Consider the following 14,866-nt stretch of genomic DNA (forward strand, 5'->3'; position numbering starts at 1 on the left):
AAAATATAAACTATCGTACACTAGGTGCAACCGCCCTGGAGGTAAGGGGTATCTCTCTTACTTTCTGAAAAAGTATGGTTTCAGGATGGTGGTAAGTGACAACCACAGCAATTATCAACACCCGGCTGCGGCTTCACCACCGATAGCTGTGCGGAATGAAAACTCACTCGATACAGTGGTGAAATATCAGCATAGATCCGATTTTCTGGTAATCAGCTGGCCACCCCTACCGACATATTTGCCAGCGCTTGAAGAATATTTCTCGCAAGAACATCTCGATGATTATCAAATACTCAGGGCATGGGGCACAACCAAGCCTGTACTATTTATCGGCGAAAGGCCAACGCACACCAACAATGCTACAGGGAGTGCAATTTTTCACCAACACCTGCAAATGTATTTTAATGCCTGCAAGATTCCAGAGTACCAGGGACGATATATCGGCGCTCTTGACGAGGCAATTATCTTCGTACCCAATGGGGAGAAAATGACCACCTTAGAAAATATTCAACCAATGATGGAAGAGGCCTGTAATCAGCAATAAGCTGTTTAATCCATTCCACTGTGATTTCTTTCACCTTGATCTCCGTTCATCCTGAGCGGAGTCGAAGGGTGCCAGGCACAATGCATTAGCCTGGAGTTCACGCTTTTGACACTTCGTCAAGCTCAGCACTCAGAACGAACTGAGTTTGAAACCTGACAAATACGAAAGTTTTTTGATACTACTGGTTTCTGGCTTTTGGAAGTTCTGTCAATTCTTGAGCATTCAGACGGGTCATTTGAACTATTTCCTGTTTTATTAGTCCAAAATCGAAAAATAACTAAATCTCAAATTCATACGCCTCAAAGCTTGCAAAGAATCTTGAGCATATCAGCCATGGAGTCCTCAATCACATTGTTCAGTTCGTTTTTTGAATATATAACCTCACGCTTTTCTGACTACTGCCAGACCGGTTTGACAACAGAAGGGCATAAGGTTTTACCCAGCCTTCACAGGAAACAGAAATGAATAACCTACTTCCAACCAGTACTATAGCTCCATCAACCGATGTTCCGCCGTCAAAAGAGTCTGAGTCATTCGCCCAGGCTTTTGCTGGTCTCAGGGAGGTTAAACCCAGTGATATTGACAATAAATATTCTGAATGCCCGCCAGAAATCGCAGGTTATTCTCTTCAGGAAAGAACCGTTGCCATGTTTTTTGGGGATCGTTTCACACGGCTCAGGGTGATTGCTGACTCTCCTTTCATGGAATTCGACTTGTTAGCTGATACTTATTTCAACTTACTCGAGCTGAATGAGTCAGGTTGTTTGCACCCAGTGTACGACACTACATTCAAAACCAGAAATGAGATACAAATACCCGACACTAGTTCACTTTCAATATCAGGCAAAAATAATTCCAAGGCTAGCAGCTCTGAAAAAACGATTAAACGTTACGATAGTGTACCTGCAACTACCGCCCTGCGGGATGAGGTACTGAAATGCGCTACTGAAGTACTTTCCTACCCCCCTGACCAAAACTGGTCAAAACGTGATGCACACCTAATGACTGGCATAGCACTCACTTCACTGGGACATCTCCATCATCTTCACCCCAATTTCCGCGGCGACAGAGAAACAATCGAACAAAAAATATCCGAGCTGAACCAATACGTTTCAAGGCTGAAATCAGCGTATGAATTAGATGACAAATAAAATAAGAACGTTATTTTTGATTGGCCATGAAATCTTCGATCACATCGGTCAGCCCGCTGTTAAAGATATAACCTGACGCTGTTCTGACTGCCACCAGCCCCCATGGAGTCTGAGAGAGCAGGAGAGCATAAAGCTTCACCTGGACAGCATCCCACGTCTTAACTCAGTCAAAGAGGAAAGCAGGAATGATTAACCTACCGCAAACCAGTACTACCGCTCTTGCAGAATATGTTCCACTATCAAGAGATAAACAAATCGGCCAGGCTGGTGACAAGGAGGTTAAACCCAGTACTACTGGTAATGAATGTTCTAAATGCCCGTCAGAAAGCACAGGCCCTTCCCTTCAGGAAAGAGCCGTGGCTTTGCCTGTTGGGAATCAGGACACGCAATCTGGCAAGAAGGAGAATGTTGCCTATCCGTTGGCGCTTCCTTGGCTTGCAAGTGATACTGATCAGCTCTTAAACAATCTGGAGGAGGTGATGCAAGCAGCTAATAACCTGCTTTCCACCCCCATCGACCAGAACTTGTCAGAATTCAATGCATTATCGATGAGTGGCAGAGCATACTTGATAATGGGAGATCTCCAGATGATAAACAACACATTCTCTACTCTCTCCGGATCCGCCAGCCATAACAAAAGCGAAACAATTGATCAAAAAATCTCCGAGCTGCAACAATTCAACAAAAAGCTGGAATCAGTGCAAAAATAGTTTACTTAAGTACATGGGTAAATGCCTTGCTCCCACGACGCCTCGTGGGAATGCATACCGGAACCCGTTGTAATCTCTAATCGTTCATATCCTTGATTCCTGTCAGGTAATTTTTCGAGCTTGATCCACTACAGATGATTATTTTGTCACATGAAAGTCATATCTGCATCTCGATGCGGTTCTTGTCTGGATATTTTGGTACCGGGAGGAGGTAAATGCTGCACTGTCCTCATTAAATAAGGCTTTCCTTTCAAGAACCTCTTCGTCTCATAAAGTCCTGTGTAACATGAGAAGTTCCCAGCTCTCCAGCCTGTGTAACATGAGAAGTTCCCAGCTCTCCATCTTGTTGAAGCAGCAGTTTGTTGACTATCACTGATATTATCCTTGTATGGTTGTAATTTTTCCTTCAATTTATTGAATTGAAAATAAAGCTCTTTATTGGATTGAGAATGAAGCTCTGCCAATTCTGATTTTTCTTGTTCAAACCGAGCCTCCATTTCTTTTAGCTCCAATCTTGCTTGCTCAAACAGAGCCTCCACATCTCTTAGCTCTTCTTCGCTTGGGCGAGCAGGAAACAAATCCATAGCAATACGTGCTTTAATGAAGAGTTGTTTGACTTTTTTCTGGATAAACTCTCTTTTCTGTTCTTCATTTTCCAGCCTTTCTGAAGTAGCAAACTGATAGGCCGAATCGGGTTGACCGACAGGGAGCCCACTGAATCCTGGCCAGCTATCGTCTTCTGGCACAATATTATTGCCATCACCTGCCTGGGACGCCTCTTTAGTCCCGGTGAACGGCTCTTCGGCAAAATGGCCGTTGACTTCATCAAGCAACTGGTGCACTCCTGACTGGAGCCTGAGGATCAAGCCAGTAACGTTCTTGACCTTTTGCTCCTGGCTGCATCCCTGGCTGTCATCCACCGGTAAAGCGCAGGCACCAGAATCTTTTTCCAGGTTACTCAAGCCAAAGGATTTCGTACCTTGCTGGTACTTCGACCTTGTGCACATACGCTCTGCGATACTCTCAACCGCCTCATGGTCCTTGCCCCGCAGGAAACTGTCAATCTCACTTAAACTGATCATCCAGCGATCAAATTTTACCGGGGCTGCGCTGGCGCTTTCTCCCTTTTGATCGCCATGACATTGAGGCTGGAACACAGCTGTGCTTTTGGCAGAAATTGATGGCATATTCATAGCCAGTTATCCCCTCGACTCTAAGGTTCAACAATAGAGCTCAGAGTTTTGCCACAAGATAAAGTTCAAACATTTGATTAGACGATTTACTTATTTCCAGGCGATGGTGACAGCCGCTCTTTAAACGACATTTATTATGTAATAAATAACTTCCGTATTTTCTCCAATAGTAAATTCACAGCCTTATCATGCCGGTTTATGGCAGCGATCCTGAGCGGGGTTATCACCATCAGGGTTCCAACCTCTTCTTTAACCTCGCAGGCAGAGTACAGCACTTCCCTGGCTTCTTTGCGCTTTCCATCGGCCAGGAGCGTTGAGACAGCGTCCAACAACGGCTTCATGATCTCGATATTTCCCTGACTGGCTGCAATATACAGCGGTAAGGCTTTGGTCAACAGCTTTTCGATCTGGAAATGCCCGCGAGAGCGAGCTTGCGAGGCAGGTGTTTTCCCAAACAAATCGGCAGCGTTTACCAGAGCAGCGATTGCCCATGGCCTCACTCTTTTTTCAATTGCACACGTTACAGCGCTAGTCAGTCTAATCAAAGCAACTAACTAGTAGGAGAGGCTGACCGAGAATAGACTGCCCTACGCGGCAACTGCTCCTGCGTTGCTCTAGCTCCTGCATCCATGCAGTCGTGCGGCGACAGCAAATTGGTCTAAAAATCCGCTTTTGTTCGGCAAATAGCCCCGCTATTCACCTCACAAAACCGAATTTTTATCCTCAATTTTCTGCCGTCCTCGCTACGGGCGCTATTCTCGGACAGCCTCCTGGTATCTGCTCCAGAACTATTGTTTGATCGTCCAGCGCAGATTTTAATAGGATAATTTTCATCCCCTTGGCGGTCAGTAAAATTTTGACGCACTCAGCGTGTCCGTAACGGGCAGCTGCAAACAGGGGCGTCCAGCCATTGTTATTCTTCTCATTGACCAGAATGTCAGGAGTGGTCATTAACAATCGTGCCAAGCTCTCAATGTTGCCCTCTTTCGCAACCCGGTGCAGGGGTTGTGCAGAAACCTCAGAAGTCTCATTCTTCGATGTACCTGGTTGAGCTGCCGGAAGCTTGCTTGAACAAGGTTGATCAAAGGCCTCTGGAATGATGGAATCAAGCCTTGCTGTTTGTGCCGGTTTCTGCAGAGCATCCCGCAGCAAAACCGCGACTTTCTGGTGGTTTTGTTGCCTGGCAAGCTGGAGCGGGGTCTGCCCGCCATCGTCAGTAGCGTTCAGTAGCCTTTGAACGGCTGCGGGCCTTTCGGTTTCCGGCAGCCTTTCTACAGCTTTCAGCAACTGCTCCACCACCTTGATATGACCTCCCAAGGCAGCCAGGTGGAGCGGAGTTCTCCCCGATCGGTCAGCCGTATTGATAACGGCCATGATGGAACCACCACCGGGCCTTTTTCCCTCGGGCAGTCTATCCAGAGCAGTCAGCAACTGCTCCACGGCTTTCTCATGCCCTTCCTGGGCAGCGACACCGAGGGGGTATAGGTATACCCGATCCTTGTCCGTTATAACTGATGGTGCTGCCCGGTAAGCCAACGCCGGTTCTGCCGCCAGAAAATCCTGTAACAAGTCAATCTGGTTGTTGCGACAAGCAGCCAGTATCGGGGCTTCATTCAGAGGCTTTGACCGGTCTACATAATTACTGGTGTTATCCAGGGGGCGAATATTTCTTGTTTCGATCGATTGGCCAGCACCCGACTCCATACATTCACTGGACCCGACTATGGCAGGGGTGGTTGCTGGCCTTAACGGGCTCTCGTCGTCAGATGAATCGGTATAGCTTGCACCGGACAACCCGGCCTGATGGGCAGTGTAAGGTGGCGTATTCATGGCTAGCATGACAAGCCACAGAGGATTTAGTTCCGGCTATAAACGTTGGATATTTGTTTTAATACTCAAGCATGAAAGATTTCGCTGGACACTGCTTATTACCGCAAAGATAGCGCTGCATACCCTTTCGAATGAAGCTGTTTTCTTGACAAATGACGCCCACAGAGATGGCTTTTTTACTACGATAAATAAGACACCGGCCACATGAAACCGAACTGGATTTTCAGCCCGGATTTTACTCTACCCACACAGTTAACCCGTTACCGATTTTTGAACCACAAACTGATGCTCACACCGGAACCTCATCAAGAGCTGAATTCAGGATTGCATACAACCAGATCGTTTTTCCCGGTTCTCTTCCTGCTCATGTTGATAGATCTGTTTGTTCAGAACTTCGATCTGCGTAAGCATATGTTCAATATGCCTGTTAAGCATCAGATGCTCATTTTCATAGGCTGGTATACCAACGAATTTTATGATCAGTACTTTTGCTGCTTCTGATGACTGAAGATAGAAATCCCTAAGCTCCATCATTTTACCCAAGTGTTGCTCTCTAAGGAGGTCTAAGTTGGAGCATTGCAGAAACTGTTCCTCCAGATATTTAGACTTGCGAAAATATTCTTTCCAGTAATCACCAAACTCTTTTTCAAGAGGATCTATCTTATTCTTAACTTCACTGTTTGTAGCTGTTTGTTGACTATCACTGATATTACCCTTGCAGGGTTGTAGTTTTTCTTTCAATTCATTGAACTGAGAATGAAGCTCAGCCAGCTCTAATTTTGCTTGCTCAAACCGAGCCCCCATTGCTTCCAATACTCGTTTTTCACTATTGTCGCGTCCAATGGACTGTATATCCTTGCTGCTCCCTATGTTGACGGCCTCTTCCAGCTTATCCAAACGGTGATGAAAATCCTTTACCTGTAGCTCCTCAAATTGCTTCCTGACCTCCCTGAATTTTCCAGATAAATGTTTAAGCCCCAACGTTTCTAAACTGTTCAGCTCTCCCTTGATCCACTGCATCTGATTTCGACACTCTGTTATCTGACCATCCCCCCACTGATCCCCCATCAATCGTTCCATGTGAGCACTCAAATACGCTAACTTTGTTTCAGCCTCATGCGAAAGGGCATCATAAGAGGTCGTTGGAGCTACCGGCGTTGCCGCTGAATCAGCCGTCGCAAAAGACGATGAAGGCAGTGTAGCAGACTGATAAGCCGAATCTGGTTGACCGGCAGGGAGCCCACTGAAGCCCATTGAGCCACCGTCTTCTGCCACGATATTGCCATCACCTGCATGGGATGCCTCTTTAGTCCCGGTGAACGGCTCTTTGGCAAAATGGCCGTTGGCTTCATCAAGCAACTGGTGCACTCCTGACTGGAGCCTGAGGATCAAGCCAGTAACGTTCTTGACCTTTTGCTCCTGGCTGCATTCCTGGCTGTCATCCACCGGTAGAGCGCAGGCACCAGAATCTTTTTCCGGGTTACTCAAATTGAAGGATTTCGTACCTTGCTGGTGCTCCGCCCTTGTGCACATACGCTCTGCGATACTCTCAACCGCCTCATGGTCCTTGCCCCGCAGGAAACTGTCAATCTCGCTTAAACTGATCATCCAGCGATCAAACTTTACCGGGGCTGCGCTGGCGCTTTCTCCCTCTTGATCGCCATGACATTGAGGTTGGGTCACAGTTGTGCTTTGGGCAGGAATTGATGGCATATTCATAGCCAGTTATCCCCTCGACTCTAAGGTTCAACATTAGAGTTCAGAGTTTTGCCACAAGTTAAAGTTCAAACATTGGATTAGACGGTTTAATTATTTCCAAGCGATGGTGATAGCCGCTTTTTAAACGACATTTATTATGCAATAAATAACTCCCGTATTTTCTCCAATAGCAAATTCACAGCCTTATCATGCCGGTTTATGGCAGAGATTCTGAGCGGGGTTATCTCCACATCCTCTTCTTTAACCTTGCAGGCAGAGTACAGCACTTCTCTGGCTCCTTTGCGGTTTCCATCGGCCAGGAGAATAGTTACAGCGCCCAACAAAGGTTTCATTATTTCGATATTACCCTGACTGGCTGCAATATATAACGGTGTTGCTCCGTCTTCTGGCCGGACCTGCTTCAGCACCGCCATAATGGCAGCCCCCCTTTTCTCTCTCGGTAACGCTGTTAACACTTGCATTAACTGCTCCACACTTTGGCTATGCCCGCCCAGGACAGCATCCAAGAGCGGGAAGGCTTGAATCAGCTGATCCACGATTTCCCCTTGGCCATTATCGACAGCTGCGGACAGTGGCGTTCTATTGAGTGTGTCGACCGCACATACCATTGCTGCGAAGGCAGGAATTTTTTCTGCTTCCGGGAAGTTATTCGCAGTATTAAGGAAATTCAGGAATTGCTTCACAACGCTGCACTGGCCTCTGAAAACTGCCCAATGAAGCGCAGTAGCCCCTATTTGGTCAGCGGCATTCACCGTTGTAGTGAAAGCTTTAAGCTTGTCTGTTGCTGGCAGACTGCCCACAACATTCAGTAATTGCGCCACAACCATATGATCCCCATGGTAAGCAGCCCAATGAAGCGCGGTGGCCCTTTTTTGGTCGGCAGCATTCACCATAGGAGTGAAGGCTTTTAGTCTGTCTTTTTCTGGCAGCCTGTCCAAAACATTCAATAATTGCCCTACAACCTCGTGATTCCCATTGTAAGCAGCCCAATACAGCGATGTTGCTCCATGTGCGTCGTCCACGCCATGCATCACCTTCTGGATTGCATAAGTCCTTTCAGGTTCCGTCATTCTGTCCAGAGTATTCAGCAATTGCCCCACAACCTCGTGATGCCCATTGAAAGCAGCCCAATACAGCGGTGTTGCTCCATGTGCGTCTACGGCATGCATCACCTTCTGGATTGCAACAGTCCTTTCAGGTTCCGCCATTCTGACCAGGGTATTCAGCAATTGCGCCAAAACCTCCCGTTGATCGCTCTGGGCAGCCACGTGGAGCGCTGTTTGCCTTTTTTTGTTGGAGATAGTCAGTACTGTAGTGACTGCCTGACATCGTTCAGATTCAGGCCAGGTCTCCAGAATTTTCAGTATCCGGGCGACAATGGCTGTTTGCCCGTTCCGGGCAGCACTCAAGATGGGGAAAGCATTCAGTACTTCTGCTATCCGCTCCTGCCCTATTCTGGCCAGTCGGGTATAGGAAGGCCCGGTTTCACCGTCTTCACAGATATAATCGATAAGCCTGAGGATTGCATAATTCCTTGATACGCGTTCTGGTGCTTCTGGCAGCCATCTCATGGTTGCCAGTATCTTAACCACTAGCGTGTCGTAACTTTCCAGACCAGACACATCCAGCTCCAATAGCTCGTCTTCTCTGGCATGATGAAGCACTGCCATTACAGCATTCAGCCTCGCTGCTTCTGGCAATGTATTCAGGCGCATAAGGTCATCGTTGAAAAGCTCGAGGTCAGTTTGTGTACCCCCTGTTTCATCCACTTTTCTACATCTAGAAGATAGGAGATCTTTTTCAACTGTGTAAACTTGATATGGGAAAGCTGCTCTGGTCAGAATCCATACGATATTGAAATGCCCGCGAGCGCGAGCTTGCGAGGCAGGTGTTTTCCCAAACAGATCAGCAGTGTTTACCAAATCAGCGATTGCCACCCCTGTTTTTGCCCACCAAAGAGAAAGCGGTAACTCTGCGTATTCCAGTCTATGCAAAGCAGCCAGCAACTCGGTAATAATCTTATCGTGGCCAAAAGCAGCAGCCATATAAAACGGTGTTCTGCCGAATCTGTCTGCCGCACTCAGCACCGAAATTGTAGCTTCAGCCTTTTTGTCTTCTGAAAGACCATTCAGACCATCAAGGAACAAGTCTACAACTTTTTTGTGTCCGGATTGTGCAGCCCGGCACAACAGAGTCCTACCATCCCGATCAGCCACATTCAGAACTAACATAATGGTCTCAGACTTTGAAGGCTCTTTCAGTCTATTCAGGGGGCGTAATATATCAGCCAAAACCTTGGTTTCTCCGTTTTGAGCAGCGTCCAGAAGCGTGATTTTTATTGCTTTGTTAGCAATCAACAATTTCAGGCAAGTCGGCCAGCCTTTTCTGGCTGCGCAATACAGAGGTGTCCAACCGGCGTTATTCTTTTCTGTGGCCAGAATGCCGGGAGCGTTCAGTAACTCCTTGACGCACTCATCTTGGCCGTAGTAGGCAGCAGCGCAGAATGGCGTAAAGCCTGCAATATCCTTTTCATTGACCAGAATACCGGGAGCGTTCAGTAATTCTTTGACGCACTCAGCTTGGCCGTTAAAGGCAGCAGCGTACAAGGGCGACCTGCCATCATTATCCTTTTCATTGACCAGAATACCGGGAGCGTTCAGTAATTCTTTGACGCACTCAGCTTGGCCGTTAAGGGCAGCAGCATACAGGGGCGTCCTGCCATCGTTATTCTTTTCATTGACCAGAATACCGAAGGCATTTAGTAACTCTGTGACGCACGTAGTTTGGCCGTTAAAGGCAGCAGCGTACAGGGGCGTACAGCCATCATTGTTCTTTTCATTGACTCGAATACCGGGAACTCTCAGTAACAATAAGACGCATAAGGCGCTGCTGTAGAAGTCGTAGCCATAGCAGTTATGGACAGCGAAGTGCAAGGGTGTAAAGCCATCGTTATCCTTTTCATTGACCCGAATACCGGGGACTCTCAGTAACTCTTTGACGCATGAGAGGTAGTCGCCAGATAATAAGCCGTTGTAGCCGCTGACAGCGAAGTGCAAGGGCGTACAGCCATCGTCATCCTTCGAATTCACCCGAATGCCAGGGCAGTTCAGCAACAACAGTTTCAGGTGCTCAATTCTGCCCTCTTTCGCAGCCAAGTGAAGTAGCTTCGTAGCAAATTTCAGTCGCAAATTCAGAATGTTCCAGTCATCCTTTTGGATAGCACTCTCGAAAGGGGTCATGCCATGAGTGTCTTTGGCATTCCAAAGCTCATGAAATGCTGTACACCTTTCGGTTTCCGGCAGCCTATCCAGAGCATTTAGCAACTGCGCCACCACCTTGTCATGCCCTCTCCAGACAGCCAGGTGGAGCGGGGTCCTCCCCCACCTGTCGGCACTATTTAAAACAGCCATAATAGACCCATAAGGCTTTTTATCCTCAGGCAGTCTACCTAGAGCAGTTAGCAGCTCGTCCACGACTTTCTCATGCCCTTCCTCGGCAGCAACACAAAGGGGGGGTACCCAACGCAAGTGGTCTGACAAGGAAACCCGGTTATAGTGACAGGCGGCCAGTATCGGGGGGGCATTCAGAGGGTTTGACCGGTCTTCATGTTTGATCGTGTCAGAGACAGGGGAGCTGGCGGTGGGCTTTCTGCTTGTTCGTGTTAATGGGCAGGGTGTCTTTTTGTCCTTGTTATCTGGGAGATGAATGGTGCTTTCGGTGTCACCATGTTGATATAATCCCAGGTTGAAAGTCTCTGCATATAAAGCCTTTCGTAAATCTCTTGTTGCGATCGATTGGCCTGCACCCGAATCCATCCTTTCAATGGACCCGCTTATGACAGGAGGGGTTACTGGCCTTACAGGGCTTCTAACGTCAGATGGAGCGGTATAGCCTGCACCGGACAGGCTGGCCTGTTGGGCAGTGTAAGGTGATGTATTCATTGGTAGCATGCCAAGCCACAATGGATTTAGTTACGGCCATAGCCGTTGGATATTTGTATTAATACTCAAGTATGAAAGATTTCGCGGGTCACTGCTCATTACAGCAAAGACGGCGCTGCATACCCTCTAGTCTGAAGCCTTTTTTCTTGAAAATGACTGCTCACCGAGATGGCATTTTACTTTGATAAAACATATTACTTGTTGTATGAAACCGGACTAGACTTTCAGTCCGGTTTTACTCTATCCACATATTTAACCGAGTACCATTTTTTGTAAAACAAACCAAGTCTCATAGCAAAACATTATGAAGGTCTGAATTCAGGATTGCTTACAACCAGACCGTTTTTCCCGGGCCTTTTCTTGCTCAAGCCGATTGATCTCTTTTTTCATAACTTCCATCTGCGTTGTCATATGGTCAATATTGTGAGTAAGAATCTGACGCTCATTTTCACAACCTAGTACGCTAGGGAGTTTTTCAAACCTCAGTACTTTTGCTGTTTTTAATGAATTTTCATAAAATCCCCTAAGATCCTCCCTTTTAGCTATGCGTTGTTCAATAGGGTGGTCTAAACCAGAACATTTTAGAACCTCTAGCTCCAGATCAGAAGACCTGGATCCATATACTTTCCAGTAATCATCAAACTCTTTTTTTAGACGATCTATCTTATTTTTATCTTCACTGTTTGTGGCAGTAGCTTTTTGACTATCGCTTATATTATCCTTGTATGGTTTTAGCAGTTCTTGCAAATCATCGAAATCAGCACGAAGCCCTTTTCCTATAGTGTCATAATTACTGCCGCTCAATCCTTCAAGCTCCTTTCTTGCTTGATCAAAAAGATTCTTCATTTCTTCCACCTCTTTTTTTATCTCTTCTCTTGGGCGACCCCGGAAAAAGCCTATAGTGTTACGCGCTTTTTTGAAGAGTTTTTCTACTTTTTCCTGAACAATCTTTCCTTTTGTTTCTTCTATTTTCTGCAGCCTATTGCACAAATCACGGTGTGTATCCGTTAAATGATTTAGTTGATCCTTGTTGCCACATAATTTCCCGCACTGAGCTTTTGCCTTATCAAGATACCCCTTTGCTTCCGATGCACACTCTTCATCAAAGCCATACGGGTCTTTTTCTGAAGCAGTAATCAAAGCATCAGCAGCTTCGAGATTGTCGATAATGTTGCCTGCTAGACCAGTATTTAAGGATTTTGCTTTTGATACCGATACCGGCTCACCCACATTGGCCAGCTTTAACTTTGCCAGCCTGACCTCTAGGTCATCTAACTTAACACTCGCTTGCTCCTCCATCTTCAAACTGTCCATTAATTTTTTGAGATCATGTAAGTGTTTGCCAGCTTGCTCAAGCATTTTTTTCTCTAGGGCAACACCGTTCTCATTATTATTTTCCTGAGTTTTTATTAACTGCTCTATACTCTCAAGCTTCTGCTGCATAACTGTTTCTTTACTGGCATTTAATGAATTCCTAAGCTTACTCTCTTGCTCTAACAATTCAGTTCGTTTAGATCCTGCAGGCAGGCGGCCAATCAACTTGCCTATTTTGCTTAAACTGTCTTCTATATGATTAAAGAATTTGATGATTTGGTCAGAATCAGGCAAGTCTCTATATTTTAAATCTTTAAGGTCAGTGGCTAATGATTCAATGTCATTGTGAATCCTGAAATGCCCTTTTACTTCGACCAATTGGTTACTTAATGCTACCTGGCGCTCTACCAGTCGTGAACGCTCTTCATAACCTACAAGAGCTAATTCATCGAAGCGTTTGGATAACTGTGTAATGTCCCTTTCAATTGACTGTATATCCTTGCTGCTCCCCATGTTGACCCCTTCCAGCTTATCTTCCAGCTCATCCAAACGATGATGAAAATCCTTTACCTGAAGCTCCTCAAACTGCTTACTGACCTCTCTGAATTTTCCGGGAAAATGTTGAAGCCCCAACGGTTTTAAATTGTTCAGTTCTCCCTTGATCCAATGCATGTGATTTCGACACGCTGTTATCTGATTATTATCCCCCCACGAATCCTTCATCAATCGATCCATATGATCACTCAAATTGGCTAACTTTGTTCCAGTCTCAACTGACAGGGCATCATAAGAGGGCGGTGGAGCTGATGGCGTTGGTGCTGGATCAGCCATCGCAAAAGACGATGACGGCAGGTTAACAGGCTGATAAGCCAGGTCGGGTTGCCTGGCAGGAAGGCCACTGAATTCTGGCAAGCCATGGTCTTCAGCGACAATTTTGTTACCATCACCTGCATGGGATGCTTCTTTAGTCCCGGTGGTCGGCTCTGTGGCAAAATGGTCGTTGACTTCATCCAGTAACAGCTGCACCCCTTCAGCGATGGAGCTTTCTGATTTTTTGATCAGGCCGCAAAAACTCTGCCCTAAGGGCCGATCCGGACTACCACTGCTTGCTTCAGTCTGGAGCCTGAGGATCAGGCCAGTAACGATCTTGACCTTTTGCTCTTTGCTGCGCCCCTGGCTGTCATCCACCGGTAGCCCGAAGGCACCAAAATCTTTTTTCAGGCTACTCAAATTGAAGGATTTCGTACCTTGCTGGTGCTCTGCCCTTCTGCACATACGCTCTGCGATATTCTCAACCGCCTCACGCCCCTTGCCCCGCAGGAAACTGTCAATCGCGCTTAAACTGATGGTCCAGCGATCAAACTTTACCGGGGCTGCGCTGGCACTTTCGCCCTGATGACCGCCATACAATTGAGGTTGGGACACAGCAGTACTTTGGGCAGGCATTGATGGCATATTCATAGCAGGTTACCCCTCGACTCCAAGATTCAATATCGGAGTTCAGAGTGCTGCCACATGAAAAAGTTCAAGCCCTGGATTAGACGATTTAATTATTTCGTGACAATTTCTCACCAAAGGCCATGGTTTTGATGTTATATACGACGGCTGCTCTTTGTTTCCAGAGTCGTATGATTAATACAGAACTGCTGCCGTAACGCCACCCGGATTTTTCGTTTAATCGTTTCAGGCTCCGCGCCATTCAAAAGGATACGGCCTTCAAAGAAGATCTTTTTATCATCCAGCTGCCAGACGTGCAGGCACCCTACTCTTTTTACCCCCTCAATGCTTTCCAGGGCCGCCCTGATCTGCTCAATATCGATGCCGCCCGGAACCCCCTGCATAAGAATAATAATGCAGCGTCTCAACAGAATCGCGCCATTAAAGATCACGTAGACTGATATCCCGATGGTGGCTATCACATCAAAAATATAGAGCTGGTAGTTGATGATCAGCACACCCGCTACGATGACTACCAGAGAAGCAACCGCATCGGAAGCACTGTGAATAAAGACCGCATTGATATTGATATCGCTTCTGGCTCCAGCCTTGAAAGTCAGCAGCGATGTCGTGATGTTAACCAGAAGGGCAACACCGGCAACCAACAGCACAATCCAGCCATCAACTTCCCGGGGGTAGAAAAACTTACCTGCGGCCTCACAGATCAGATACCCCCCCACCACCAGTAAAAATACACTGTTTATTAAAGCCCCGAGAATATCTGCCCTTTTGTATCCGTAGGTCATGCGTTTATCTGCTGACCTGCAACCTATTCGCCTGGCAATGACAGCAACCAGAATTGCACCGGCATCACCCAGGTTATGCAGCGAGTCTGCGATCAGGGAAAGGCTTCCGGCAACGCTTCCCCCAACAACCTGAACACCACTCAGGAAAAGCTTGATAAGCAGGGCAAGGATCAGCTTTCCATCACCAACGGAATCATAATCATTATGATGGTCCATGGAGG

General features: G+C 46.8%; 10 protein-coding genes. 3 read left to right on the plus strand and 7 right to left on the minus strand.

The window, feature by feature from the left end:
- The 3 genes from CX664_RS12945 to CX664_RS12955 all read left to right on the plus strand — a co-directional run.
- Positions 1-544 (plus strand): hypothetical protein (locus tag CX664_RS12945; protein ID WP_219622180.1); only part of this gene is annotated, 544 nt, incomplete at its 5' end.
- A 461-nt stretch (positions 545-1,005) separates the two neighbouring features.
- On the plus strand, positions 1,006-1,695 hold the full coding sequence (locus CX664_RS12950) for a hypothetical protein (protein WP_101747143.1): 690 nt from the start codon (positions 1,006-1,008) through the stop codon (positions 1,693-1,695).
- A gap of 185 nt (positions 1,696-1,880) precedes the next feature.
- Complete coding sequence (locus CX664_RS12955) at positions 1,881-2,405, plus strand: hypothetical protein (protein ID WP_101747144.1); 525 nt, start codon at positions 1,881-1,883, stop codon at positions 2,403-2,405.
- Between the two features lie 146 nt (positions 2,406-2,551).
- Here the strand turns inward: CX664_RS12955 and CX664_RS12960 are convergent, their stop codons facing one another.
- From CX664_RS12960 to CX664_RS12990, 7 genes are all read right to left on the minus strand, one after another.
- Positions 2,552-3,598 carry a hypothetical protein gene (locus CX664_RS12960; RefSeq protein WP_145999987.1) on the minus strand — a complete coding sequence of 349 codons (1,047 nt, stop codon included), beginning with the start codon at positions 3,596-3,598 and terminating at the stop codon, positions 2,552-2,554.
- Between the two features lie 134 nt (positions 3,599-3,732).
- Positions 3,733-4,098: an ankyrin repeat domain-containing protein gene (locus CX664_RS12965; RefSeq protein ID WP_101747146.1), complete on the minus strand. Its 366-nt coding sequence runs from the start codon at positions 4,096-4,098 to the stop codon at positions 3,733-3,735.
- Between the two features lie 223 nt (positions 4,099-4,321).
- Positions 4,322-5,428, minus strand: coding sequence for an ankyrin repeat domain-containing protein (locus tag CX664_RS12970; RefSeq protein ID WP_180966486.1), 1,107 nt, complete (start codon positions 5,426-5,428; stop codon positions 4,322-4,324).
- A 318-nt stretch (positions 5,429-5,746) separates the two neighbouring features.
- Positions 5,747-6,787 (minus strand): hypothetical protein, encoded by a 1,041-nt coding sequence (locus CX664_RS12975; protein ID WP_145999988.1) that lies wholly within the window; start codon positions 6,785-6,787, stop codon positions 5,747-5,749.
- A 494-nt stretch (positions 6,788-7,281) separates the two neighbouring features.
- Entirely contained in the window at positions 7,282-11,097 is a 3,816-nt protein-coding gene (locus tag CX664_RS12980) for an ankyrin repeat domain-containing protein (protein ID WP_101747149.1), read from the minus strand.
- Between the two features lie 309 nt (positions 11,098-11,406).
- On the minus strand, positions 11,407-13,863 hold the full coding sequence (locus CX664_RS12985) for a coiled-coil domain-containing protein (RefSeq protein WP_101747150.1): 2,457 nt from the start codon (positions 13,861-13,863) through the stop codon (positions 11,407-11,409).
- A gap of 131 nt (positions 13,864-13,994) precedes the next feature.
- On the minus strand, positions 13,995-14,861 hold the full coding sequence (locus CX664_RS12990; protein ID WP_101747151.1) for a cation diffusion facilitator family transporter: 867 nt from the start codon (positions 14,859-14,861) through the stop codon (positions 13,995-13,997).
- Between the last annotated feature and the right edge of the window lie 5 nt (positions 14,862-14,866).

The organism is Endozoicomonas acroporae (assembly GCF_002864045.1).
GTDB classification, from domain to species: Bacteria; Pseudomonadota; Gammaproteobacteria; order Pseudomonadales; family Endozoicomonadaceae; genus Endozoicomonas; species Endozoicomonas acroporae.